Genomic DNA, 24,668 nt, shown 5'->3' on the forward strand with positions numbered 1-24,668 from the left:
ATTGTGACCGCGAGGTTCACCGGCCGGGAGCCTCCAGCCAGTTCGTCGTGTACGTGTCGATCTCGGCGGCCAGCGTCCGCTTGCCCGCCGGGTCCAGGTACGACGCCTCCACGGCGTTCTTCGCCAGCGCCGCCAGCCCGCGCTCGTCCAGGGAGAGCAGCTTGGCCGCGACCGCGTACTCGTTGTTCAGGTCGGTGCCGAACATCGGCGGGTCGTCGCTGTTGACGGTGACCAGGACGCCCGCCTGGACCATCTCCCTGATCGGGTGCTGCTCGATGTCGGCCACCGCGCGCGTCGCGATGTTCGACGTCGGGCACACCTCCAGGGCGATCCGGTGCTCGGCGAGGTGGGCCAGCAGCTTCGGATCCTGCGTGGCGCTCGTGCCGTGGCCGATGCGCTCGGCACGCAGCGCGGTCAGCGCGTCCCAGACGGTCTGCGGGCCCGTCGTCTCCCCGGCGTGCGGCACGGAGTGCAGGCCCGCGGCGATCGCGCGGTCGAAGTACGGCTTGAACTGCGGGCGTTCCACACCGCGCTCGGGCCCGCCCAGACCGAAGGAGACGAGCCCCTCCGGCCGCAGGTCCACGGCCAGCCGGGCCGTCTCCTCGGCGGCCTCCAGGCCGGCCTCGCCCGGGATGTCGAAGCACCAGCGGAGCACGACGCCCAGCTCCGCCTCGGCGGCCTTGCGCGCGTCCTCGATGGCCTCCATGAAGCCCTGCTCCGGAATGCCCCGGCGGGTCGAGCTGAACGGTGTGACGGTCAGCTCCGCGTACCGGATGTTCTGCCGCGCCATGTCACGGGCCACCTCGAACGTCAGCAGCCGCACGTCCTCCGGGGTCCGGATCAGGTCCACCACCGAGAGGTACACGTCGATGAAGTGCCCGAAATCGGTGAAGGTGAAGAAGTCCGACAGCGCCTCCGGGTCCGTGGGGACCTTGGAGTCGGGGTGGTGGGCCGCCAGTTCGGCCACGATGCGGGGCGAGGCGGACCCGACGTGGTGGACGTGGAGCTCTGCCTTGGGCAGCCCCGCGATGAAGGGGCGCAGGTCGTTCATCGGAATCTCCCGGATCTCGTTTTCCCGCCGGGCACACCGGCTGCACCGATCATCGTAGGCGGGGCCCTGCGGTCCGGTGCCGGGTCGTAGCATGGCGGCATCACGATGGGGGAGGCCCATGTCAGACAACACACAGCAGCCCGGTGGCGGGGGTGCGCCGCGCGACCCGTGGGCTCCGCCGGACAGCAGGGTCGATCTGGGGAAGTCCGCGGAGCCACGTCCGCCGGCGGTGCACGACCAGCCCACGGTCACGGCCATGCCGGGCGCGGACGCGGGCTCCGGGCCGATACCGGTGCCACCTGCCGGAGCCTTCGGGCCGCAGCAGCCCGGCGTGCCCGCTCCGCCGATCGCGCCGACGGGGCCGGGGCAGTCCGCCCAGTACGGCTACCCCGCGGCGCCCCCCGCGCCCACGGCGTCGTACGGCTATCCGGGATACCCCGGCTACGGGGCGCAGCCCCAGGGCTGGGGGGCTCCGGCACCCGCGAACGGGCTGGGTACCGCCGCGATGGTGCTCGGCATCATCGCGGTGGCCGGCTTCTGTATGTGGGGGCTCGGCATCATCCTGGGCATCCTCGCCCTGATCTTCGGCATCATCGGCCGCGGCCGTGCCAAGCGCGGCGAGGCGACCAACGGGGGCATGGCCCTCGCGGGGATCATCCTCGGGTCTGTCTCGATGGTCATCAGCGCCGTCTTCCTCGGCTTCCTGGTCTGGGCGATCGCCAACGACGAGTCGGGCAGTGAGTTCGACTACGACGATCCGTACGCCACCTCGCTGGTCGTCGGCGCCGAGCGCTGACCCGGCGGGACGGCCGCCAGGCCGTCCGGCACACGAGTGCCGCCCCGGCCCGGGCGGGGAGGACGTCTCCCCACCCGGGCCGGCGTCCGTCACCCCGCGCGCAGCCGCGAGCGTGCCTCCATGAGCGCGAAGCCCAGCAGGTTGAGCCCCCGCCAGGACGACGGATCCGCGGCGCGCGGATCGTCCCCGGTGAGCCCGATGCCCCATATCCGGTCCAGCGGGCTCGCCTCGACGAGCACGCGGTCCCCGGTGCCCAGCAAGTACGCGCGCAGCGCGGGGTCCTGGCCGAACTTGTGGACGCTGCCCTCCACCACCAGGGCGAACCGCTCGCGGGTCCACACCGTGCCGTCGAAGCCGCTGACCAGCCGGCCCACCTTCTTGGCCGCCCCGGGTGAGGCCGCCGCCACGGCCTGCCGCTCCGACTCCGGGTCGCCGAAGAGCCTCGCCTTGCCGGCCATCATCCAGTGCTCGGCCGAGGCATAGGTCACGGAGCCGACGGTGAACGGCGAGGGCCACCACTGGCTGAGACAGCCCGCCCCGAGCGTGCCGTCCGGGCGTGGCCGATGCCCCCAGAAGTGCAGGTACTTCACGCGTTCACCGCGTGCCGTACGCGCGAGGAGGTCGTCCATGTGTTCCTGTCCCATGGCAGCCGAGTCTGACATCCGCCACTGACAGTCGGTATGGGGATTTCCGTGTTCACGCGACACATCGTCGACAGATTCCGTCGCGTAACCAAAAGGAAACAACGGAATCACTTGTTGGTAGAGGTCCCCTCTGTCAGGATCGGCACTCAATTCGAGAAGAAGCTACGCCGCCCCTGGTCAGGGGGGTGGCGGAGGAGAGCGTCATGGGCAACGGCTTCCAGGTGCAGGACCGCTTCGCCGAGGGTGCGCAGTACATCGGCGGTCGGCTGCGAGCAGGCACGTCGGGACGCCACCAGGAGGTGGTGAACCCGGCCACGGGCGAGACGGTCCACCGGTACGAACTGGCAGGCCCCGACGACGTGGACGCCGCCATCGCCGCCGCCCGCGCGGCGTTCCCCGGCTGGTCGGGCGCCACCCCCGCCGAGCGCTCGGACGCCCTCCACCGCTTCGCCGCCGTACTCGCCGCGCAGGCCGGCGACTTCGCGTACGCCGAGTCCCTGCAGTGCGGCAAGCCGGCCAAGCTGTCCGCCGAGTTCGACGTACCCGGCACGGTGGACAACGCCGCGTTCTTCGCGGGCGCCGCCCGCCACCTGGAGGGCCGGTCCGCGGCCGAGTACAGCGGCGACCACACCTCGTACGTGCGCCGGGAGGCCATCGGGGTGATCGGCTCCATCGCCCCGTGGAACTACCCCCTCCAGATGGCCGCCTGGAAGATCCTCCCGGCCGTCGCGGCCGGCAACACGATCGTCCTCAAACCCGCCGAGATCACCCCGCTCACCTCCCTGATGTTCGCGCAGGCGGCGACGGAGGCGGGCATCCCCGACGGCGTGATCAACATCGTGTCCGGTGCGGGCCGCGACGCCGGGGAACACCTCGTCGGCCACCCCGACGTCGTGATGACCTCCTTCACCGGTTCCACCGCGGTCGGCAGGCGGGTGGCGGAGATCGCCACGGCCACCGTCAAACGGCTGCACCTCGAACTGGGCGGCAAGGCGCCCTTCGTCGTCTTCGACGACGCCGACCTCGACGCCGCCGTCAACGGCGCGGTCGCCGCCTCGCTCATCAACACCGGCCAGGACTGCACGGCCGCCACCCGCGCCTACGTCCAGCGCCCGCTGTACGACGCGTTCGTGGCCGGCGTCGCGGCGCTGATGGAGACCGTACGGCTGGGCGACCCCTTCGACCCGTCCACCGACCTCGGCCCGCTCATCAGCCACCAGCACCGCGACCGCGTGGCGGGCTTCGTCGAGCGCGCCCGCGGCTACGCCACCGTCGTCACCGGCGGAGAGGCCCCGGGCGGCCCTCTCGCGGCGGGCGCCTACTACCGGCCCACCCTGATCACCGGTGCGGCGCAGGACAGCGAGGTGGTCCGCTCGGAGATCTTCGGCCCGGTCCTCGTGGTGCTGCCCTTCGACACCGACGACGAGGCGGTCCGCCTCGCCAACGACACCCCGTACGGCCTCGCCGCGTCCGCGTGGACCCGGGACCTGTACCGGGCGAACCGCGCGACCCGCGAGATCGCGGCGGGCTGCGTGTGGGTCAACGACCACATCCCGATCATCAGCGAGATGCCGCACGGCGGATACAAGGCCAGTGGCTTCGGCAAGGACATGTCGGCGTACTCCTTCGAGGAGTACACGCAGGTCAAGCACGTCATGTACGACAACACCGCGGTGGGCAGGAAGGACTGGCACCGCACCGTCTTCGGGGACCGATAGCAAGCGGCCGCCGCCAGGCGGCCCCACCCACCCGGAAGGGCAACGCGTATGGAGCAGTACGAGCCCGAGCGCCTCTCCGCGCCCCAGCTTGCCGCCATGAGGCGCAGCCTCCGAAACGGCAGGGGAGCCCTCACCCGCCGTTCGCTCCTGCGGGCGTCCGGCATGGGCGCCGTCGCGTTCGGCGGCCTCGGCACGCTGAGCGCGTGCGGCATCCCGCCGGCGGAACGGCAGGGCGAGGCCGCCGCGTCCGACGACCACTCGGCAGCGGAGAAGCAGATCAACTTCTCCAACTGGACCGAGTACATGGACGTCGGCGAGGACGAGAAGAGCCGCCCGACCCTCGACGCGTTCACGAAACGCACCGGGATCAAGGTCAGGTACACCGAGGACATCAACGACAACGTCGAGTTCTTCGGGAAGATCAAGCCGCAGCTCGCGGCCGGCCAGGACACCGGCCGCGACCTCGTCATCGTCACGGACTGGCTCGCCGCCCGCATCATCCGCCTCGGCTGGGCGCAGAAGCTCGACCCCTCCAACCTCCCGCACGCGTTCGCGAACCTCTCGCCCCAGTTCCGCACCCCCGACTGGGACCCCGGACGGGCCTACTCCTACCCCTGGACCGGCATCCCGACGGTCATCGCCTACAACCGGAAGGCGACCGGCGGCCGCAGGGTCGACTCCGTCAGCCAGCTGCTCGACGATCCCGGGCTCAAGGGGAAGGTCTCCTTCCTGTCGGAGATGCGCGACACGGTCGGCATGACGCTCCTCGACATGGGCAAGGACCCGGGGTCCTTCGCCGACGCCGACTACGACGCCGCCATCGGCCGCCTGCAGAAGGGCGTCGACAGGAAGCAGATACGCCGCTTCACCGGCAACGACTACACCGCCGACCTCAGCAAGGGCGACATCGCGGCCTGTGTGGCCTGGGCGGGCGACATCATCCAGCTCCAGGCCGACAACCCGGACATCGAGTTCGCGATACCGGCGGCCGGCTACATCACGTCGAGCGACAACATGCTGGTCCCGGCGAAGGCGCGGCACAAGACCAACGCCGAGAAGCTGATGGACTACTACTACGAACCCCCGGTGGCCGCCCGGCTCGCCGCGTACATCAACTACGTCTGCCCGGTCGACGGGGTCGCCGCGGAGCTCGCGAAGATCGACGAGGCGATGGCCTCCAACACGCTGATCCTGCCCGACAGGGCGATGGCCGCGAAGTCGCGGGCCTTCCGCTCCCTCAGCTCGGAAGAAGAGACGGCGTACGAGGAGAAGTTCGCCACGCTCATCGGCGCCTGACAGGCCCGCCCCTCCCGATCTCCCCCGACACCACTGGGACCGCGACCCATGACACAGCAGCAGACGGCGGGCGGCGACGTCCGCCTCACCGGGATCAGCAAGACGTACGGCTCCTTCACCGCCGTGCATCCCCTCGACCTGACCGTCCCGCAGGGCTCCTTCTTCGCGCTCCTCGGCGCGTCCGGCTGCGGGAAGACCACCACTCTGCGGATGATCGCGGGGCTGGAGGAGGCCACCACCGGCACCGTGACGCTGGGCGGCCGCGACATCACGGACCTGCCCCCGTACAAGAGGCCCGTCAACACCGTCTTCCAGAGCTACGCGCTCTTCCCGCACCTCGACGTCACCGAGAACGTGGCCTTCGGCCTGCGCCGGCGGGGCATCAGGTCGGTGAAGAAGCAGGTCGGCGAGATGCTGGACCTCGTGCAGCTGGGCGACTTCGCCCACCGGCGCCCGCACCAGCTCTCCGGCGGCCAGCAGCAACGCGTCGCCGTGGCGCGCGCCCTCATCAACCACCCGCAGGTGCTCCTCCTCGACGAGCCGCTCGGCGCCCTCGACCTCAAGCTGCGCCGCCAGATGCAGCTCGAACTCAAGCGGATCCAGACCGAGGTGGGCATCACCTTCGTCCACGTCACGCACGACCAGGAGGAGGCCATGACGATGGCCGACACCGTCGCGGTGATGAACGGCGGCCGGGTCGAACAGCTCGGCGCCCCCGCCGACCTGTACGAGAACCCCTCGACCACGTTCGTGGCGAACTTCCTCGGGACCTCCAACCTCATCGAGGGCGAGATCGTCTCCACCGGCACCGAGGTCGTCGTCTCCGCGGGCGGCGGCAAGCTCCGGCTGCCCGGTGCGCGATGTCAGGCTCCGGCCACGAGCGGCGGCCGGCTGCTCCTCGGCATCCGCCCCGAGAAGATCTCCCTCGCGCGCGCCGAGGACGGCGCAGCCATAGCCGAGGGCCGCAACCGCGTCACCGGGCGCATAGTCGACTCCAGCTTCATCGGGGTCAGCACCCAGTACGTCGTCCGGAGCCCGGCGGGCGAGGCGCTGCAGGTCTACGAGCAGAACGCCGGGCACCGTGCCGGCCTCGCCCCGGGCACCGAGGTCGTCCTGCACTGGAACCCCGACCACACCTTCGGTCTGGACGCCGCCCAGGACATAGCCGCCGGAGTGGAGAGCGTGGAGGACGCGGCGTGAGCGTCACCGAGGCGCCACCGGCGCGGACCACCGAGCCGAAGATCCGCAAGCCGTCGGCCCGCAGGCGGCTCGTCCCCTACTGGCTGCTGCTCCCCGGCATCCTGTGGCTGCTCGTGTTCTTCGCCCTGCCGATGGTCTACCAGGCGTCGACGTCGGTGCAGACCGGCTCCCTGGAGAAGGGCTTCCAGGTCACCTGGCACTTCCGGACGTACTGGGACGCCCTCACCGACTACTACCCGCAGTTCATCAGGTCCCTGCTGTACGCCGGCACCGCCACGCTCCTGTGCCTGCTGCTCGGCTACCCGCTCGCCTACCTGATCGCCTTCAAGGCGGGGCGCTGGCGCAACCTCGTCCTCGTGCTGGTCATCGCGCCGTTCTTCACCAGCTTCCTGATCCGCACGCTCGCCTGGAAGACGATCCTGGCCGACGGCGGCACGGTCGTGGACGTCCTCGGCACGCTGCACGTCCTCGACGTCACCAGCTGGCTCGGCTGGACGGAGGACAACCGCGTCCTCGCCACCCCCATGGCCGTCGTCTGCGGTCTGACGTACAACTTCCTGCCGTTCATGATCCTGCCGCTCTACACCTCGCTCGACCGGATCGACGGCCGGCTCCACGAGGCCGCGGGCGACCTCTACGCCGCTCCGGCCACCACCTTCCGCAAGGTGACGCTCCCGCTGTCGATGCCCGGGGTCGTCTCCGGCACGCTGCTGACCTTCATCCCGGCCAGCGGCGACTACGTCAACGCGGAACTCCTCGGCTCCACCGACACCAAGATGGTGGGCAGCGTCATCCAGAGCCAGTTCCTGCGGGTCCTGGACTATCCGACGGCGGCGGCCCTCTCCTTCATCCTCATGGCGGTCGTGCTCCTCGTGGTCACCGTCTACATCCGCCGCTCCGGTACGGAGGACCTGGTCTGATGCCCGTACTCCGATGGATCCGCCGGAACCTGGTCGTGCTCGCCGGTCTGCTGACCCTCGCGTACATGATCCTGCCGAACGCCGTCGTCATGGTGTTCTCCTTCAACAAGCCGAACGGGCGCTTCAACTACGCCTGGCAGCGCTTCTCCCTGGACGCCTGGAAGGACCCCTGCGGCGTCGCCGACCTCTGCGGTTCGCTGTCGCTCTCCCTGCGGATCGCCTTCTGGGCGACGGCCGGTGCGACGCTGCTCGGCACGATGATCGCCTTCGCCCTGGTCCGGTACCGCTTCCGGGCCCGCGGGGCGGTCAACTCGCTGATCTTCCTCCCGATGGCCATGCCCGAGGTCGTCATGGCCGCCTCGCTCCTCACGCTCTTCCTCAACATGGGGGCGCGGCTCGGCTTCTGGACCGTGCTGATCGCCCACATCATGTTCTGCCTCAGCTTCGTCGTCACGGCGGTCAAGGCGCGCGTCATGTCGATGGACCCGAGGCTGGAGGAGGCCGCCCGCGACCTGTACGCGGGCCCCGTCCAGACCTTCGTCCGGGTGACCCTGCCGATCGCCGCACCGGGGATCGCGGCGGGAGCGCTGCTGGCCTTCGCGCTCTCCTTCGACGACTTCATCATCACCAACTTCAACGCCGGCTCCACGGTGACCTTCCCCATGTTCGTGTGGGGATCGGCCCAGCGTGGGACACCTGTGCAGATCAACGTCATCGGTACGGCCATGTTCGTCATCGCCGTGGTGGTGGTCCTCGCCGGGCAGTTCGTCTCGAACCGGCGGAAGAGCAATGCGGGAAAACGGTAGAACCCGAAGGAGTTGGAAACCATGGCCCCGGATGCCATGCGTACTGCCGCGCGGTCACTCGCCGACGCGCGCCCCCTGTCCTACTGGCTCGACGACCCGGGACGGCCCCAGGCGCTGCCGGCCCTCACGGGGGACGAGCACTGCGACCTCCTCGTCGTGGGCGGCGGGTACAGCGGCCTGTGGACCGCCCTGCTCGCCAAGGAACGGGACCCCGGCCGCGACGTCGTCCTGATCGAGGGCGACGAGGTCGGCTGGGCCGCCTCGGGCCGCAACGGCGGGTTCTGCGCGGCGTCCCTGACCCACGGCCTCGCCAACGGACTGGAGCGGTGGCCGGACGAGATCGGAACGCTGGAGGAGCTGGGCGCGCGGAACCTCGACGCCATCGAGGCGGCCGTCGCCCGCTACGCCATCGACTGCGACTTCGAGCGCACCGGTGAGATCGACGTGGCCACCCAGCCGCATCAGCTCGAAGAACTGCGTGCGTGGCACCGCACCACACGGGAGCTCGGCTTCGACGGACCGGAACTCCTCGACCGCGACCAGGTGCGCGCAGAAGTCGACTCACCGACATTCCTGGGCGGCCTGCTGGACCGGCACGGCGTCGCCATGCTGCATCCGGCGAAGCTCGCCTGGGGACTGAAGGACGCCTGCCTCGGCCTCGGCGTACGGATCTTCGAGCACACCCGGGGCCTGGACCTCGCGGCGTCGGGGCCCGGAGCCGCGGTGCGCACCCCGTACGGCCGGGTGTTCGCCCGCCGGGTCGCCCTGGCCACGAACATCTTCCCGTCCCTGGTCAAGAGGGTGCGCGCGTACACGGTGCCGGTGTACGACTACGCGCTGATGACGGAGCCGCTCGACGCGGACCGGCTCGCCTCGGTCGGCTGGGCGAACCGCCAGGGCCTCGGCGACAGCGCGAACCAGTTCCACTACTTCCGGCTCTCGGCGGACAACCGCATCCTGTGGGGCGGTTACGACGCGATCTACCCCTACGGCGGCCGGCTGGACTCCCGTCTGGACCAGCGGCCCGAGACGTTCCTGAAGCTCGCCGCGCAGTTCTTCGAATGCTTCCCCCAGCTCGCCGGAGTGGGCTTCAGCCATGCCTGGGGCGGTGCGATCGACACCTGCTCGCGCTTCTCCGCGTTCTTCGGCACGGCCCACGGCGGACGCGTCGCCTACGCCGCCGGATACACCGGGCTGGGGGTCGGGGCGACCCGCTTCGGGGCCGACGTGATGCTCGACCTCCTCGCGGGCGAGCGGACGGAGCGCACCCGGCTCGCCATGGTCCGCTCCAAGCCGATGCCCTTCCCGCCCGAGCCCTTCGCCTGGGCCGGGATCGAGCTCACCCGGAGGTCCCTCGCCCGGGCCGACAGCCATGGAGGCCACCGCAACCTGTGGCTGCGGACCATGGACCGGATGGGGCTCGGCTTCGACAGCTGACCCGGGGTGACCCGGATCACCGAGGACGGACGCCCGAACCCGCGTCATGATCCGGTCCCGTCCCCCTCTCTCCCGTGAACGCACCGCCGGAACACCGCCGGTGCCCGTGGGAGAGGGAGGCAGTCCATGACCGGTACGGGGACGAAGGCCGCGGTCGCATGGCTCGCATCGGTGGCACCGGACCCGGCGGCGTGCCGGGAGGAGTGGGAGCGCGATCCGCGGGGGATCGCGCTCCTGCCCGCCGGGAAGCGCTGGGACGTGCTGATCGTCCCCGGCGAACTGGGCTATCCGACGCTGGACGTGATCACCCGCCTCGTCGACCGGCCGGGGCCGGTGCTGGCGGACTTCGGCGACGCGCGGATGGGCTTCTTCGTGCCCCCGGGGACGGCCGCCCGCTGGGTCGGGACGGGCATCCGCGGGGTCGGCCGGGGCGCCTGGATCGTCGTGCCGCGCCCGGGGAGCACGGTCGGCGGTGTGCGGTGGCTCATCCCGCCCGACGGATCGGGGGTGCTCACCGACGCCACCCTCCTCGAACTCGCCCTGCACGAGGCCGCCGCCGCCCGCGGCGGCCGTGACGGGGGATGATGCGGCGCCAGAGGTCTTGACAACTCGATTGGTCTGGACCATGTTGTGCGCGAACCGCTCAATCCCTGCGCGCACGGAGGCTGTTGTGGAACGCACCGGATCCCGTACCGGACCATCCGTCAGACCGTCCGGCGTGCTCGCCGGACTGTCGGCGGTGCTGCTCGCCGCCGGCGCCCTGGTCGCCACGGCGCCCGCCGCCGGCGCAGCGGACGCCGATCTGGCACGCAACGGCGGCTTCGAGGCGGGCCTGGACGGCTGGACCTGCTCGTCCGGCAGCGGAGCGGTCGTCAGCAGCCCCGTACACGGCGGCACGTCGGCGCTGAAGGCGACACCGGCCGGCAGTGACAACGCCCGGTGCTCCCAGACGGTGACGGTGAAGCCCGACTCCGCCTACACGCTGGGCGCGTGGGTGCGCGGCGACTACGTCTACCTCGGGGCGTCCGGCACCGGCACCACCGACGTGTCCACCTGGACCCAGTCCGCCGGTGCCTACAAGCAGCTCACCACGACCTTCAGGACCGGCCCGTCGACCACCTCGGTGACCGTCTACACCCACGGCTGGTACGGCACCCCCGCCTACTACGCCGACGACCTCAGCCTGGTCGGCCCGGGCGGCGCCCCCGTCACCGTCCCCTCGACGCCCACCGGGCTGAAGGCCGGGACGGCCACCGCCACCTCCGTGCCGCTGTCCTGGACGGCGTCCGCCGGAGCCACCGACTACCGCGTCTACCGGGGCGGCACCAAGGTCCTCGACACCACCGCGACCTCGGCGACCGTCACGGGCCTCACGGCCTCGACGGCGTACGGCTTCCAGGTCAGCGCGGTCAACGCCGCCGGTGAGTCCGCGAAGTCCGCCGCCGTGAACGTCACCACGGGTACGGGCGGCGGCGGGGGCGACAGCGGCGGGCTCCCGGCCCACGCCCTCGTCGGCTACCTCCACTCCAGCTTCGCCAACGGCTCCGGCTACACCCGCATGGCCGACGTGCCGGACTCGTGGGACGTCATCAACCTCGCGTTCGGCGAGCCGACGTCCGTCACCTCGGGCGACATCCGCTTCTCGCTCTGCCCCGCCACGGAGTGCCCGAACGTGGAGAGCGAAGCCGAGTTCAAGGCCGCCATCAAGGCCAAGCAGGCCGCCGGCAAGAAGGTGCTGATCTCGATCGGCGGCCAGAACGGCCAGGTGCAACTCGCCTCGACCGCGGCCCGCGACGCCTTCGTCACCTCCGTCAGCAGGATCATCGACACCTACGGACTCGACGGCCTGGACATCGACTTCGAGGGCCACTCGCTGTCGCTCGCCACGGGCGACACCGACTTCCGCAGCCCGACGACCCCCGTCATCGTCAACCTCATCTCCGCGGTGAAGTCCCTCAAGGCGAAGTACGGCGAGGGCTTCGTCCTCACCATGGCGCCCGAGACCTTCTTCGTGCAGCTCGGCTACCAGTACTACGGCTCCGGCCCCTGGGGTGGCCAGGACCCGCGCGCCGGCGCCTACCTGCCGGTCATCCACGCCCTGCGCGACGACCTCACCCTGCTCCACGTCCAGGACTACAACTCGGGCTCGATCATGGGCCTGGACAACCAGTACCACTCGATGGGCGGCGCCGACTTCCACATCGCGATGACCGACATGCTGCTCACCGGCTTCCCCGTCGCGGGCGACCAGTCCAGGGTCTTCCCCGCACTGCGCCCCGAGCAGGTGGCCTTCGGCCTCCCGGCGTCCACCCAGGCGGGCAACGGCCACACCTCGCCCGCCGAGGTCACCAAGGCCCTGAACTGCCTGACCAGGAAGACCGACTGCGGCTCGTACCAGACGCACGGCACCTGGCCGGGGCTGCGCGGGCTGATGACCTGGTCCATCAACTGGGACCGGTTCAACAACTGGGAGTTCAGCAGGAACTTCGACGCCTACTTCGGTGGCTGACCACTCCTCGTGAGGGCCCGCAGCGTGAGCAGCAGCACCGCGCTCAGGCACCAGCCGGCCACCACGTCCAGCGGCCAGTGGTAGCCGCGCAGCACCAGACCGACGCTCGTCGCCGCCGTCAGCAGGACGGCGGCGACGAGCGTCATCCATGACCGCCTCACGTACGGGGCGAGCAGCAGGGCCGCGGCGCCGTACGCCACCGCCGCCGTCGTCGTGTGACCCGAGGGGTAGTAGCCCGTGGCCTCCGTCAGCGGCCCCTGACGGTCCGTCCACATCTTCAGCGGGACGACCAGGGCCGGTACGGCCGCCAAGGCCAGGACGGCGAACAGGGCCGCACGCCGGGCCCGGCGGAACCAGGCCACCAGGACCGCGCACACCAGCACGGACCCGGCGACCTGAGGGTTGCCGAGGTCGGAGAAGAGATCCGCGAGGCCGGCCGGGCCGCGACCCGCCAGATCCAGGCCGAGCCGCTCGTCGGGCCCGAGCAGGGGACCGCCGGTCAGTACCTGCCAGGTGATCAGCGCGAAGAGGACCGCCGCCACCGCGGCCGTGGAGACGAGAAGGACCGGCCACCGGGGAACAGGGGGGATTGTTCCGGGGTGGCCGGTCGGATCGGGTTGCCGCGCGCCCCGGGGGGTGTGGGGCGAGCGGCCATCCGATCGGTGAGGAGTCCCGGAGCCCGAAGCTCCGGTGGTGTGCGCGAAGGCACGGCCGGAACGGAGCTGGGGGAGACCCGGCCCGGCTTCGCCCGCAGTCCCCTGCGGGCGGGGTGTTTCTCTCATCTGGGAAAACCGTACGTCAGAGGGAGTGGGCACCGGAAGCGACAACGGTATCCCGCCATCGCCCCCGCACACCTTCTTCACACGCCCTCACCCCGGCCCGGTCCGATGCCGTCGAAAACGGCCCCCGGCGGCCGGACGGGTCGCACGGATCAGAGCCGTGCGAACGCCTGCTCGAGGATGTCGAGGCCCTCGTTCAGCAGGTCCTCGCCGATGACGAGAGGCGGCAGGAAGCGGAGCACGTTGCCGTAGGTGCCGCAGGTCAGCACCAGGACCCCCTCGGCGTGGCACGCCTTGGCCAGGGAGGCGGCGGCCGCGGCGTCCGGGTCCTTCGTGCCGGACTTCACCAGCTCGATCGCGATCATGGCGCCACGGCCGCGGATGTCACCGATGACGTCGCCGTTGGGCAGCTTGGCCCGCATCTCGGCGAGGCGGCCCTTCATGACCTCCTCGATGCGCCTGGCCTTCCCGTTCAGGTCCAGCTCGCGCATCGTCTCGATGGCGCCGAGCGCACCCGCGCAGGCCACCGGGTTCCCGCCGTACGTGCCGCCGAGTCCGCCCGCGTGGGCGGCGTCCATGATCTCGGCGCGGCCGGTCACCGCGGAGAGCGGGAGGCCGCCGGCGATGCCCTTGGCGGTGGTGATGAGGTCGGGCACGATGCCCTCGTCCTCGCAGGCGAACCACTGGCCCGTGCGGCAGAAGCCGGACTGGATCTCGTCCGCGACGAAGACGATGCCGTTGTCCTTCGCGAACTGCGCGATCGCCGGGAGGAAGCCCTTGGCCGGCTCGATGAAACCGCCCTCGCCGAGCACCGGCTCGATGATGATCGCGGCGACGTTGTCGGCGCCGATCTGCTTGGTGATCTCGTCGATGGCCTGGGCGGACGCCTCGGCACCGGCGTTCTCGGCCCCCGTCGGCCAGCGGTAGCCGTACGCCACGGGCACGCGGTAGACCTCGGGCGCGAACGGGCCGAAGCCCTGCTTGTACGGCATGTTCTTCGACGTCAGGGCCATCGTGAGGTTGGTCCGGCCGTGGTAGCCGTGGTCGAAGACGACGACGGCGGTGCGCTTGGTGTAGGCACGCGCGATCTTCACGGCGTTCTCGACGGCCTCGGCGCCCGAGTTGAACAGCGCGGACTTCTTGGCGTGGTCGCCCGGCGTCAGCTCGGCGAGCTGCTCGCAGACCTCGACGTACCCCTCGTAGGGCGTGACCATGAAGCAGGTGTGGGTGAAGTCGGCGAGCTGCGCCGACGCCCGGCGTACGACGGCCTCGGCGGAGGCGCCGACGGACGTCACGGCGATGCCGGAACCGAAGTCGATCAGCCGGTTGCCGTCCACGTCCTCGATGATCCCGCCACCGGCCCGGGCGGTGAAGACCGGCAGCGTGGACCCCACACCCGCGGCGACGGCCGCCACGCGGCGAGCCTGCAGCTCGACCGACTTCGGGCCGGGGATGGCAGTGACGACGCGGCGCTCCTGCGGGATGTCGGACATGCGGGGCTCCTGGGGGTGTTTCGGACGCTTCTGTTTCTGCAGGCTAGGGGTGGGTGCGGGCAGCGGTCATGCTCCGATCGGGAGTGGTGTCGGCGTGTCCTTGTCCGCGGCGGACAGGTGGGCGGGCGGCGCGGCACCGGGACACCCCGCGGGGTCATCGGGCCGCATGGCTGAACTCCCGGTACCCGGGCACTAGATTGGCCGGTGCAGAGGCGGGACCTGGCTGGTCAGGGGGCAGCGGTTCATGGACACCGAAGGCATGTACGACGCACGGGGCACGGGCGCGGGCCGGGTGCCCCGTCCGGCGGGGCCACCGCCCGCCGCGCCGCCGCCGCCCACGCACGCCCCTCACCCGGGGCCCCCGCCGGCCGGCGGGGGCCTGGAGGCATGGCTGCGCGCACCCCGCCCCGAGGCCGGCCCCGGCGTCTGGCGCTTCGGACACACCCCGCGCCCGCCGGAGAAGCCCGAAGGCGTGTCGGACCGCTCGCTGGTGGTAGGACTGCTCATCTCCGCGCTCTCCGGCCTGCTCGTGTGGTCCCTGTGGCGCAACGGCTACATCCCCTACCGCCTCGTCCCCCTGAAGCTGTTCACCCCCCAGGACTGGTGGTACGCCGGGACGTTCGGCGGGCCCAGGACGATCGAGGGCGCCGACGCCCTCACGGTCTACGAGGCGGTCCTCTTCGGACTCCTCGTCTACGGCTGCGGGAGGCTCGGCAACTGGTCCGAGATCTTCCGGCGCCATGTCGCCGGGCGCGGACAGCCCTTCCTCGCGCTGGCCACGGCCGCCGGAGGCGCCGTCGCCGAAATCCTCGTGTGGAAGGACGCGGTCCCGCTCGTCAGGCCGGTGCTGATCCTGGTCGCCGCCGTCGCCGGCGGTGAGATCTACCAGAGCCAGACCGTGGTCGACGTGATCTACGCCGTGATCGGCCTCGGAGTGCTCTGGCCCTTCGCCCGCATCGGCCGCTGGCGCGAGCTGATCGGCTCCGCCCGCACGGGCAAGGGCGCCGCCGGGGCGCCCGCCGCCCCCTCCGCACCCCCGGACGCGCCCGCCCCCGAGCAGTGGCCCGAGCTGCGTGCGGCGGGGCTGACCGATGCCGCCGACACCCTCACCGCCGAGGTGCGGACCGGCCGGATGAACGACGTGGACGTCGCGCGGCTGCACCACGCCTGGACCGTCGGCCGGGCGCGCCCGGAGCGCATCGCCGCGCTCACCGAGGCCGTCCTGCGCACCGGAGGCGCCGCCGCGCTGCACCCCTCGGGCGCCCGCGACCTCCCGCGCCGCGCCGCGCGGCACGACCTGCTCACCGGACAGGTCAGGATCGGCGCCTACGCCGACGATCCGCACAACCCGTACGCCCGGCGCGGCTCGGGCACCGCCCTGGAACCCGCGCTGCTGGGCACCTCCCTGCTCGCGGTCGGGCCGCCCGGGGCGGGCAAGTCCGCCCGGCTCGTGCGCCCCGTCGTGGAATCGCTCGCCCTGCAGGCGCTCGCCGGCCGGGCCGCCGTGCTCGCCGTCGGCGGTGGCGCGGGCGAGCTCGGCCCGGACGACGCGTTCGACGTCGTGGTCCGGATCGGCGACCCCTCGTCCGTCCACGACTTCGACCTGTACGGCGGCACGACGGACCCCGACGAGGCCGCGAGCGTGCTCGCGGAGGGTCTGGTCGGCGACGTGCCCCAGCTGGACAGCAGGCGTGCCGCGACCGTGCTCGCCCAGCTGCTGGGCCCCTACCGGGCGGCGCACGGGCACTTCCCCGGGGTGCCCGAGCTCCGGCAGCTGCTGGACGGCGACGTCGCGCCGACCGACGCGCTGCGGGAGGCGCTGGCGGCCGGCGGCCACCGGTCGATGCTGCGCGAGCTGGAGGCCCGCACCCGGCAGAAGGGCGGCGCCGGAGACCCCGGGCCCGTCCTCGCCGACCGGATCGCCCTCCTCGACCGCCCCGCCTTCGCACCCTTCTTCACCACCGGCGAGCAGGCCCGGCCCTTCTCCCTGCGCTCCCTGGAGCACCTGCCGCTCCGGGTCAGGATCGACCTTCCGGAGCGGGCGCACGCGGAGGCGTCACGGCTGCTGGCCCGGCTCGTGCTCGCCCAGTTCACGGCCGTCACCGCCGCCCGGACCGACCGGTCGCTGTTCGTCTGCCTGGTGCTCGACGACGCCACGCACACGGTCACCGCGGAGACCGTCCGCGGGATCCGGCGGCTGCGCTCGGTCAACGCGGGCGCCGTCCTCGCCCTGCGTACGGTCGACGACGTCCCCGGAGACCTGCACACCGCGCTGCTGGGCGCGGTGGGCTGCTGCATGGTGTTCAACGGCGTCACGACCTGGGACGGCACACGCTTCTCGGAGGCCTGGGGCAAGGAGTGGATCGAGACCCGCGAGGTCGCCGAGCACGCCGTCTTCGCCGACCAGCCCTTCACCCGCGCCCTGCACGCCCTGCGCAAGCTCGTCACCGGCAAGGCCGTGACCAGGGAGGCCGTCACCGTCCGGCGGGTCGAGCGGGAGCGCTGGTCGGCCTCGGAACTGGCGTACTCCCTGCCCGCCGGCCACGCCGTCCTGTCGCTGACGACGGTGGACGGTGAGCACGCGCCCCCGCTCCTGGTCGACCTGAGTGGCTGACCGGCGGCTGACCGGACGGTGACGGGGACCCTGCCGCCCTGGCAGAATCGACGGCGACCGTCTGTACGGGGCGGCGTAATCGAGCCGTCCCGTCGGGGGCGGCGCAACCAGGCCGTCCCCCGAGGCCGGTCCCCTCGACTCCCGGAGGTCAGCCGGTCCGATGCCGCCCACTCTCGCCTCCCTCGTCCAGCACTCGGCGCTCCGGCTGACCGTCCGGGCGGGGGCCGACCGGCTCGGCACCCCGGTCCGGTGGGCGCACGCCAGCGAGCTGGCCGACCCCGTGCCGTACATGGAGGGCGGCGAACTGCTGCTCGTCACGGCGACCAACCTCGACGCCCGGGACCCGGCGACCATGCGCCGGTACGTACGACGGCTGGCCGGCGCCGGAGTCGCCGGACTGGGCTTCGGCGTCGGCGTCACCTACGACGACATCCCGGCGGCTCTCGTGGACGCCGCCGAGGAGGCGGGACTGCCGCTCCTCGAAGTGCCCAGACGCACGCCGTTCCTCGCCATCAGCAAGGCCGTGTCGGCGGCCATCGCCGCCGACCAGTACCGCTCGGTCACGGCGGGCTTCGAGGCCCAGCGCGAGCTGACCAGGGCCGCCGTCGCCGGGGACGGCCCCGCGGCGCTCCTCACCCGGCTCGCCGCGCACATCGACGGCTGGGCCGCCCTGTACGACTCCTCCGGGGCCGTCCTCGCCGCCGCGCCGGAGTGGGCCGCCCGCCGCGCGGCCCGGCTCACACCCGAGGTGGAGCGCCTGCGTGACCGTCCCGCCCCGGCCAGCGCCGTCGTGGGCGACACCGAGGGCGACGACCGCGTCGAACTCCAGTCCCTGGGCACCGGCCGCCGGGCCCGCGGCGCGCTGGCCGTCGGCACGGGCGCCGCGCTCGGCACGGCCGAGAGGTACGCCGTGAACTCGGCGGTCGCGCTGCTGACCCTGACCACCGCGCGCTCCCGCGCGCTCCAGGGCGCGGAACAGCGTCTCGGGGCGGCGGTCCTGCGGATGCTGCTCGCGGGCCAGCCGGACCACGCCCGTGCCGTCGCGGGGGATCTGTACGGCGGTCTCCTCGACGCGCCCTTCCGGCTCCTCATCGCGGAGGCGGCCCTCCCCGCGGGGACCGAGCCGCTCGCCGAGGCGCTCGACGCGGCGGCCGGCCGGTCCGGCGAGACCCTGCTGATGGTGCCCGAGGGGGAGCGCCTCCTGGTCCTGGCCGTGGACGGCGGCGCCGTGGCCGCCGCCTGCGTGGCCTACGCACGCGCGGAGGAGGACCGGCCGCCGCGCGAGTCGGGGGCCGAGGAGCCCGACGTCGTCGTCGGGCTTTCGGCGCCCGCCGGACCGATCGCCGTCTCCGCCGCGTACAAGCAGGCCGAACAGGCCCTGTCGGTCGCACGCCGCCGCGGCAGGGTCCTCGTGGAGCACGAGGAGCTCGCCGCGGGGTCCGTCCTGCCGCTCCTCGCCGACGACGCCGTACGCGCCTTCGCCGACGGGATGCTGCGGCCGCTCCAGGAGCACGACGCCAAGGGCCGCGGAGACCTCGTCGCGTCCCTGCGCGCCTGGCTCTCCCGGCACGGTCAGTGGGACGCCGCGGCGGCCGACCTGGGCGTCCACCGCCACACCCTGCGCTACCGGATGCGCCGGGTCGAGGAGATCCTCGGCCGCTCGCTGGACGACCCCGACGTCCGCATGGAGCTGTGGCTGGCCCTGAAGGCGACGGCGGCCTCGTCGGCGACCCCGTAGGGCCCCGTCCGGAGCCGCCTGTCCGCGGCTTGGTCGTCGCAGGCCGGAGGCGGTCGTGGCCGCCTCCTACAAAGCGGCGCACCGCCCGCCCGCTCCACTCCACGGTGGACAAGCCCCATCCGTCGCGGGCAGCCCTACGGTGGGGCCGACGGGTGCCCGCGCGGTGCCCGGCCATCCTCGTTCACCACCCCTGAAGGGCCGGAACCGCCATGACTTCCACCCACGCCTTCTGGCTGGCCGGCCGCCGGGCCACCGGCGAGGACAGCTTCGACGTCACCAACTCCTGGGACGGGCGCCTCGTCGGCACGGTCTCCGTGCCGACCGACGCCCAGGTCGAGGAAGCCGTCGCGGCGGCATGGGCCGTGCGCGAGGAGTTCGCGGCGACCCCCGCGCACGTCCGGGCAGCCGCCCTGGACCACGTCGTACGCCGCCTCACCGAGCGCACCGAGGAGATCGCGCAGCTGATCTCGGCGGAGAACGGCAAGCCCGTCAAGTGGGCCCGCGGAGAGGTCGGCCGCGCCGTCTCCGTGTTCCGCTTCGCCGCGGAGGAGGCCCGCCGCTTCAACGGAGGCGAGGCCCAGCGCCTCGACACCGACGCCGGCGGCACGGGGCGCCTGGGGCTGACCCGCCGCTTCCCGCGCGGCCCCGTGCTCGGCATCTCGCCGTTCAACTTCCCGCTCAACCTGAGCGCCCACAAGGTCGCCCCGGCCATCGCCGTCGGCGCGCCGATCATCCTCAAGCCGGCACCCGCCACCCCGATCTCCTCGCTGATCCTGGGTGAGCTGCTGGCCGAGACCGACCTCCCCGCCGGGTCCTGGTCCGTGCTGACCGTGCCCAACGACAGGATGCCGGCCCTGGTCCAGGACGAGCGGCTGCCCGTGATCTCCTTCACCGGGTCCGGCCCGGTCGGCTACTCGATCATGGAGTCGGTGCCCCGCAAGCACTGCACGCTCGAACTCGGCGGCAACGGTGCCGCGGTCGTGCTCGCCGACTGGTCCTCCGAGGAGGACCTGGACCGGGCGGCCGACCGCATCGCGACCTTCTCCAACTACCAGGGCGGCCAGTCCTGCATCTCGGTGCAGCGGGTCATCGCCGACGCCACGGTGTACGACCGGCTCGTCCCGAAGATCGTCGCCGCCGTCGAGGCCCTCGTGACCGGGGACCCCTCCGACGCGGCCACCGACGTCGGCCCGCTGGTCAGCGAGGACGCCGCGAGCCGTGTCGAGTCCTGGGTCGACGAGGCCGTCAGCGCCGGCGCCGCCCTGCTCACCGGCGGCAAGCGCGACGGGGCCACCTACGCCCCGACGGTCCTCACCGACCTCCCGGACACCACGACGATCGCCGGCGAGGAGGTCTTCGGGCCGGTCCTGTCCATCAGCCGGACGCACGGGGAGGCCGAGGCGTTCGCCGCCGTCAACGACTCCAAGTACGGCCTGCAGGCGGGTGTCTTCACCCACGACCTGCAGACCGCCTTCCGCGCCCACCGCGCCCTGGAGGTCGGCGGCGTGATCATCGGCGACGTGCCCTCCTACCGGGCCGACCAGATGCCGTACGGCGGCGCCAAGCAGTCCGGAACGGGCCGCGAAGGCGTGCGCTACGCCATGGACGACTACACCTACGAGCGGGTCCTGGTCCTCACCGGCCTGGCCCTGTAGCTCCGGGACGTTCACGGGCCCGCCCCTGCCGCCCCGGCGCCGGGGGCAGGCCCGTCGTCCTTACACCTGCTGGTCCTTACACCTGCTCCCATTCCGACTCGGAGTCGGACGGAAGGTGCTGGTCGGACGTCATGCGGGACTGCCCGGACGCCGACTCCGCCTCCGCGGCCTCCTTCGTCTGTTCCAGGATGCGTTCGCGGAATTTGTAGCCGCGGGGCTCGGCGGCTTCCGCCACCAGCTGGAGCGCGGCCCCGGTCAGCCAGTCCGGTGCCCGCCACCGGAACATCTCGCCGTGCGACCCGGACGCGACCACCCGGTAGCCGTACGTCGCCCCGATCGTGGCGTTGGCCGCCTCGAAAGCCATCTGGCAGGCGCCGCACGCCTTCTTCACGCCGCCCATGGCCACCTCCTGGATCCGGCCCTCACCCTGCGGCCACGGATTCTCCCGCCAGTTCGCGATCTGCTCGCCGAGCAGAGTCATCTCGCCGTGGACGGAGGCGTCCTTCTTCGGGTGCTCGGGGTTGCGGCTCCAGGTGCCCGCCGACGACCGCAGCTCTCGCGTGGTGGCCGCGAGACGGGAGTCGTCCCCGTGCGCCTTCTCGTAGTCCCCGGAAAGCGCCGCCCGCAGCTTGAGCTGGTCCTTGCGACGGCGCGGAACGGCCGACAGCTCCGCGGCATGGTCCATCGCGGCCCCCACCGAGTCGAGCCCCGATCGCTGCTTCGCCTCGGACAGCTTCTTCGCACCGGAGTTGGACGCGTACCGCAGCCCTTGGCCCGGCACATCCGTGACCGCCACGTGCGGTGTCTTCCCCGCGTTCGGTGCGTGCGCCTCCCGGGCGATCCTGTCCTTCATGCGCAGATCCGCCGGACGGGTGCCCGGCCCGCTCGGCTTCACCTGCCTGTAGCGCGGGTTGCCGGACTGTTCCACCTCCTTGTCCTCGTCGCCGCCCGCCCGTTGCACCTGCGGCGCCTGTTGCACATGCGGCGCCTGTTGCACGTGCGATTCCGTCGCCCCGGTTCCGGACCGCGACCCGGGCGCCGCCTCCGCCGACGGCGGGGCCTGCGCCAGCACGCGGGTCGCATTGGCCTCGGCCTCCCGCTCGAAACGGTCGCCGGGATCCGACAACCGCAGTCCTGCGCCGTCGGCTGTACCCGACACCGGGCCCTGCCGCTGCTGGATCACATGGGTCAGCTCGTGCGCCAGAGTGTGCTTGTCGCCACCACCCTCACCGAGAACCACATGACTGCCCGAGGTGTACGCGCGCGCCCCGATCTCCGCGGCCGAACGCCGCGCGGCAGCGCCTTCGTGCACCCGTACGTCGGAGAAGTCGTGTCCAAGGCGGGCCTCCATCTCCTGCCGCACAGGTTCCGCCAGCGGGCTGCCCGCCCCCCGCAGCACGTCGTGGACGGCCGACCGCGGCACCGGTGCTCCGGGACCCTCCCCGTGGCCGGGCCCGTGCGCGTGGCTCTCCTGCTCCATCGCCCGGAGTACGGCGGCATTCCCCGCCGCGCGCTGCAAGGCCAGGAGCGCCTCGGCCCTGGATGTGGTGACCGAGCCGCGGAGCGGCGGGCCGGCCGTTCGCACCCGCCCTGCCGGCAGCGGCTGCCTGCCGTCTCCCGATGTCCGCCGCGACTCGTGTGCGTGCATATGAGGTTCCCCGGTTCCGTAGGACTCGCCGTTTCGGCGAGCCACGTTCCCACGCCTCAGGTCCACCGGAAAGGGACGGGAGGGCAGCGTCCGGGGCACGATCCGCCATCGGCCCGGCCCCGGCGTGCGCGCGGCCAGGCGGAGAGTGCGGGGTAGCCCGAGCGGCGGAGTTCCCGGGCGGCCCGGAAACTCCCGGGCCGGTGGTGACCCGCCCGGTGGAGCGGGCTCCCGGCGGCCTGCGCGGGCCGCCGGGAGCCCGCCGCAGAGGTGGTGGGGGTGACGCGGATCGGGTAGATACGGACGAGTGGTACTGATCGGCACGCGTACGGCCCGACCCATACCCCGACTCGCGGCGAGGTGAGCTCCTCATGTCCGCCCCATCCGACATCCCCCAGGCCCCCAAAGTCACCGAGCGCGAAGCACGGCAGGTGGCCGAGGCCGCCCGCGAACAGGACTGGCGCAAGCCCAGCTTCGCCAAGGAACTCTTCCTCGGACGCTTCCGGCTCGACCTGATCCACCCCCACCCCCAGCCCGCCCCCGACGACGTGCGGCGCGGCGAGGCCTTCCTCGCCCGGATGCGCGAATTCTGCGAGACCCGGGTCGACGGCGCCCTCATCGAGCGCGAGGCGAAGATCCCCGACGAGGTGATCAACGGGCTCAGGGAGCTCGGCGCCCTCGGCATGAAGATCGAGACGAAGTACGGCGGCCTGGGGCTGACCCAGGTCTACTACAACAAGGCGCTCGCGCTCGCCGGTTCGGCGAGCCCCGCCATCGGCGCGCTCCTCTCGGCGCACCAGTCCATCGGCGTACCCCAGCCGCTGAAGATGTTCGGCACCCAGGAGCAGAAGGACACCTTCCTGCCCCGCCTGGCGCGCACGGACATCTCGGCGTTCCTCCTCACGGAACCCGACGTCGGCTCCGACCCGGCCCGGCTCGCGACGACCGCGGTGCCCGACGGCGACGAGTACGTCCTGGACGGCGTGAAGCTCTGGACGACCAACGGCGTGGTCGCCGACCTGCTCGTGGTGATGGCCCGCGTGCCCGAGTCCGACGGCCACAAGGGCGGCATCACCGCCTTCGTCGTCGAGGCCGACTCCCCGGGCATCACCGTGGAGCACCGCAACGCCTTCATGGGCCTGCGCGGCATCGAGAACGGCCTGACGCGCTTCCACGGCGTACGGGTCCCCGCGGCCAACCGGATCGGCCCCGAGGGCGCCGGTCTCAAGATCGCCCTCACCACGCTCAACACCGGCCGCCTCTCGCTGCCCGCCATGTGCGTCGGCGTCGGGAAGTGGTCCCTGAAGATCGCCCGCGAATGGTCGGCGGTCCGCGAGCAGTGGGGCAGGCCGGTCGCCCGCCACGAAGCGGTCGGCGCGAAGATCTCCTTCATCGCCGCCACCACCTTCGCCCTCGAAGCGGTCGTGGACCTCTCCTCGCAGATGGCCGACGAGAGCCGCAACGACATCCGCATCGAGGCCGCGCTCGCCAAACTGTACGGCTCGGAGATGGGCTGGCTCATCTCCGACGAACTGGTCCAGATCCGCGGCGGACGCGGCTTCGAGACCGCCGACTCGCTGGCCGCCCGCGGCGAACGGGCCGTCCCCGCCGAGCAGATGCTCCGCGACATGCGGATCAACCGCATCTTCGAGGGCTCCACGGAGATCATGCACCTGCTGATCGCCCGCGAGGCCGTCGACGCCCACCTCAAGGTCGCCGGTGACATCATCGACCCCGACAAGGCCCTCGCCGACAAGGCGAGGGCGGGTGCCAACGCCGCGCAGTTCTACGCGCGCTGGCTGCCCAAACTGGTCAGCGGCCCCGGCCGGGTGCCCAACGCCTACGGTGAGTTCCGCGTCCCGGGCCACCCCGACCTCTCGACCCACCTGCGGTACGTCGAACGCTCCTCCCGCAAGCTGGCCCGCTCGACCTTCTACGCGATGTCCCGCTGGCAGGGGCGCATGGAGACCAAGCAGGGCTTCCTCGGCCGGATCGTCGACATCGGCGCCGAGCTCTTCGCGATGAGCGCCGCCTGCGTCCGTGCCGAGCACCTGCGGGTCAACGACGACCACGGGCGCGAGGCCTACCAGCTCGCCGACGTGTTCTGCCGGCAGTCCCGGCTCCGCGTCGAGGAGCTCTTCGGCCGGCTGTGGTCCAACACCGACGACATCGACCGCCGCGTGGTCGACGGCGTCCTCTCCGGGACCTACACCTGGCTGGAGGAGGGCGTCATCGACCCGAGCGGTGAGGGCGCCTGGATCGCCGACGCCACCCCCGGGCCCGCCGAGGGGGACAACGTCCACCGCCCCATCCGCTGACCCACCGCAGCCGCGGGGCGCGTCCACTGCCTGGACGCGCCCCGCCGCC

18 protein-coding genes are annotated in these 24,668 nt (G+C 72.2%); 13 read left to right on the top strand and 5 right to left on the bottom strand.

The window, feature by feature from the left end:
• Positions 1 to 16: 16 nt before the first annotated feature.
• Complete coding sequence (locus OHT61_RS23660; protein ID WP_329040960.1) at positions 17 to 1,051, bottom strand: adenosine deaminase; 1,035 nt, start codon at positions 1,049 to 1,051, stop codon at positions 17 to 19.
• A 118-nt stretch (positions 1,052 to 1,169) separates the two neighbouring features.
• Between OHT61_RS23660 and OHT61_RS23665 the strand changes: the two genes are divergently transcribed.
• Positions 1,170 to 1,847 (top strand): DUF4190 domain-containing protein, encoded by a 678-nt coding sequence (locus OHT61_RS23665; RefSeq protein WP_329040962.1) that lies wholly within the window; start codon positions 1,170 to 1,172, stop codon positions 1,845 to 1,847.
• Positions 1,848 to 1,936: 89 nt separating this feature from the next.
• Here the strand turns inward: OHT61_RS23665 and OHT61_RS23670 are convergent, their stop codons facing one another.
• Complete coding sequence (locus OHT61_RS23670; protein WP_443049625.1) at positions 1,937 to 2,476, bottom strand: NADAR family protein; 540 nt, start codon at positions 2,474 to 2,476, stop codon at positions 1,937 to 1,939.
• A gap of 218 nt (positions 2,477 to 2,694) precedes the next feature.
• On the opposite strand from OHT61_RS23670, the gene OHT61_RS23675 reads away from it, so the two are divergent.
• The 8 genes from OHT61_RS23675 (at position 2,695) to OHT61_RS23710 (ending at position 12,377) form a co-directional block, all read left to right on the top strand.
• The gene (locus OHT61_RS23675) at positions 2,695 to 4,209 is read left to right on the top strand and encodes a gamma-aminobutyraldehyde dehydrogenase (protein ID WP_329040966.1); all 1,515 of its coding nucleotides are present in this window, start codon (positions 2,695 to 2,697) and stop codon (positions 4,207 to 4,209) included.
• Positions 4,210 to 4,257: 48 nt separating this feature from the next.
• Positions 4,258 to 5,505, top strand: a complete 1,248-nt coding sequence (locus OHT61_RS23680) for a polyamine ABC transporter substrate-binding protein (protein ID WP_329040967.1) — start codon at positions 4,258 to 4,260, stop codon at positions 5,503 to 5,505.
• A 48-nt stretch (positions 5,506 to 5,553) separates the two neighbouring features.
• Positions 5,554 to 6,705 carry an ABC transporter ATP-binding protein gene (locus OHT61_RS23685; protein ID WP_329040968.1) on the top strand — a complete coding sequence of 384 codons (1,152 nt, stop codon included), beginning with the start codon at positions 5,554 to 5,556 and terminating at the stop codon, positions 6,703 to 6,705.
• Complete coding sequence (locus tag OHT61_RS23690; protein WP_329040969.1) at positions 6,702 to 7,625, top strand: ABC transporter permease; 924 nt, start codon at positions 6,702 to 6,704, stop codon at positions 7,623 to 7,625. Before OHT61_RS23685 ends, OHT61_RS23690 begins: the two co-directional genes overlap by 4 nt.
• The gene (locus OHT61_RS23695) at positions 7,625 to 8,431 is read left to right on the top strand and encodes an ABC transporter permease (RefSeq protein WP_329040971.1); all 807 of its coding nucleotides are present in this window, start codon (positions 7,625 to 7,627) and stop codon (positions 8,429 to 8,431) included. The genes OHT61_RS23690 and OHT61_RS23695 overlap by 1 nt, the downstream gene beginning before the upstream one ends.
• Positions 8,432 to 8,452: 21 nt before the next feature.
• Entirely contained in the window at positions 8,453 to 9,868 is a 1,416-nt protein-coding gene (locus OHT61_RS23700) for an NAD(P)/FAD-dependent oxidoreductase (protein ID WP_329040973.1), read from the top strand.
• A 126-nt stretch (positions 9,869 to 9,994) separates the two neighbouring features.
• Entirely contained in the window at positions 9,995 to 10,453 is a 459-nt protein-coding gene (locus tag OHT61_RS23705; RefSeq protein WP_329040974.1) for a hypothetical protein, read from the top strand.
• 85 nt (positions 10,454 to 10,538) lie between these two features.
• Entirely contained in the window at positions 10,539 to 12,377 is a 1,839-nt protein-coding gene (locus tag OHT61_RS23710) for a chitinase (RefSeq protein ID WP_329040976.1), read from the top strand.
• On the opposite strand, the gene OHT61_RS23715 is transcribed toward OHT61_RS23710, so the two are convergent.
• Together OHT61_RS23715 and gabT are read right to left on the bottom strand one after the other, a co-directional pair.
• Entirely contained in the window at positions 12,362 to 13,159 is a 798-nt protein-coding gene (locus tag OHT61_RS23715; RefSeq protein ID WP_443049518.1) for a phosphatase PAP2 family protein, read from the bottom strand. The two genes, OHT61_RS23710 and OHT61_RS23715, sit on opposite strands and share 16 nt — an antisense overlap.
• A 149-nt stretch (positions 13,160 to 13,308) precedes the next feature.
• A complete protein-coding gene (gene gabT, locus OHT61_RS23720) occupies positions 13,309 to 14,649 on the bottom strand; it encodes a 4-aminobutyrate--2-oxoglutarate transaminase (protein WP_329040978.1) in 1,341 nt (446 codons plus the stop codon).
• Positions 14,650 to 14,893: 244 nt separating this feature from the next.
• Between gabT and OHT61_RS23725 the strand changes: the two genes are divergently transcribed.
• The 3 genes from OHT61_RS23725 to OHT61_RS23735 all read left to right on the top strand — a co-directional run bounded on the left by OHT61_RS23725 (position 14,894) and on the right by OHT61_RS23735 (position 20,656).
• On the top strand, positions 14,894 to 17,263 hold the full coding sequence (locus OHT61_RS23725) for an ATP/GTP-binding protein (protein ID WP_329040981.1): 2,370 nt from the start codon (positions 14,894 to 14,896) through the stop codon (positions 17,261 to 17,263).
• Between the two features lie 160 nt (positions 17,264 to 17,423).
• Positions 17,424 to 19,001 carry a PucR family transcriptional regulator gene (locus tag OHT61_RS23730; protein ID WP_329040983.1) on the top strand — a complete coding sequence of 526 codons (1,578 nt, stop codon included), beginning with the start codon at positions 17,424 to 17,426 and terminating at the stop codon, positions 18,999 to 19,001.
• A gap of 209 nt (positions 19,002 to 19,210) precedes the next feature.
• Positions 19,211 to 20,656, top strand: a complete 1,446-nt coding sequence (locus OHT61_RS23735) for an aldehyde dehydrogenase family protein (protein WP_329040985.1) — start codon at positions 19,211 to 19,213, stop codon at positions 20,654 to 20,656.
• A 76-nt stretch (positions 20,657 to 20,732) separates the two neighbouring features.
• Here the strand turns inward: OHT61_RS23735 and OHT61_RS23740 are convergent, their stop codons facing one another.
• Positions 20,733 to 22,136: an eCIS core domain-containing protein gene (locus OHT61_RS23740; protein WP_443049520.1), complete on the bottom strand. Its 1,404-nt coding sequence runs from the start codon at positions 22,134 to 22,136 to the stop codon at positions 20,733 to 20,735.
• Positions 22,137 to 22,672: 536 nt separating this feature from the next.
• On the opposite strand from OHT61_RS23740, the gene OHT61_RS23745 reads away from it, so the two are divergent.
• Positions 22,673 to 24,619, top strand: a complete 1,947-nt coding sequence (locus OHT61_RS23745) for an acyl-CoA dehydrogenase family protein (protein WP_329040988.1) — start codon at positions 22,673 to 22,675, stop codon at positions 24,617 to 24,619.
• The last annotated feature ends 49 nt before the right edge of the window (positions 24,620 to 24,668 follow it).

Source organism: Streptomyces sp. NBC_00178, from assembly GCF_036206005.1.
GTDB lineage: Bacteria > Actinomycetota > Actinomycetes > Streptomycetales > Streptomycetaceae > Streptomyces.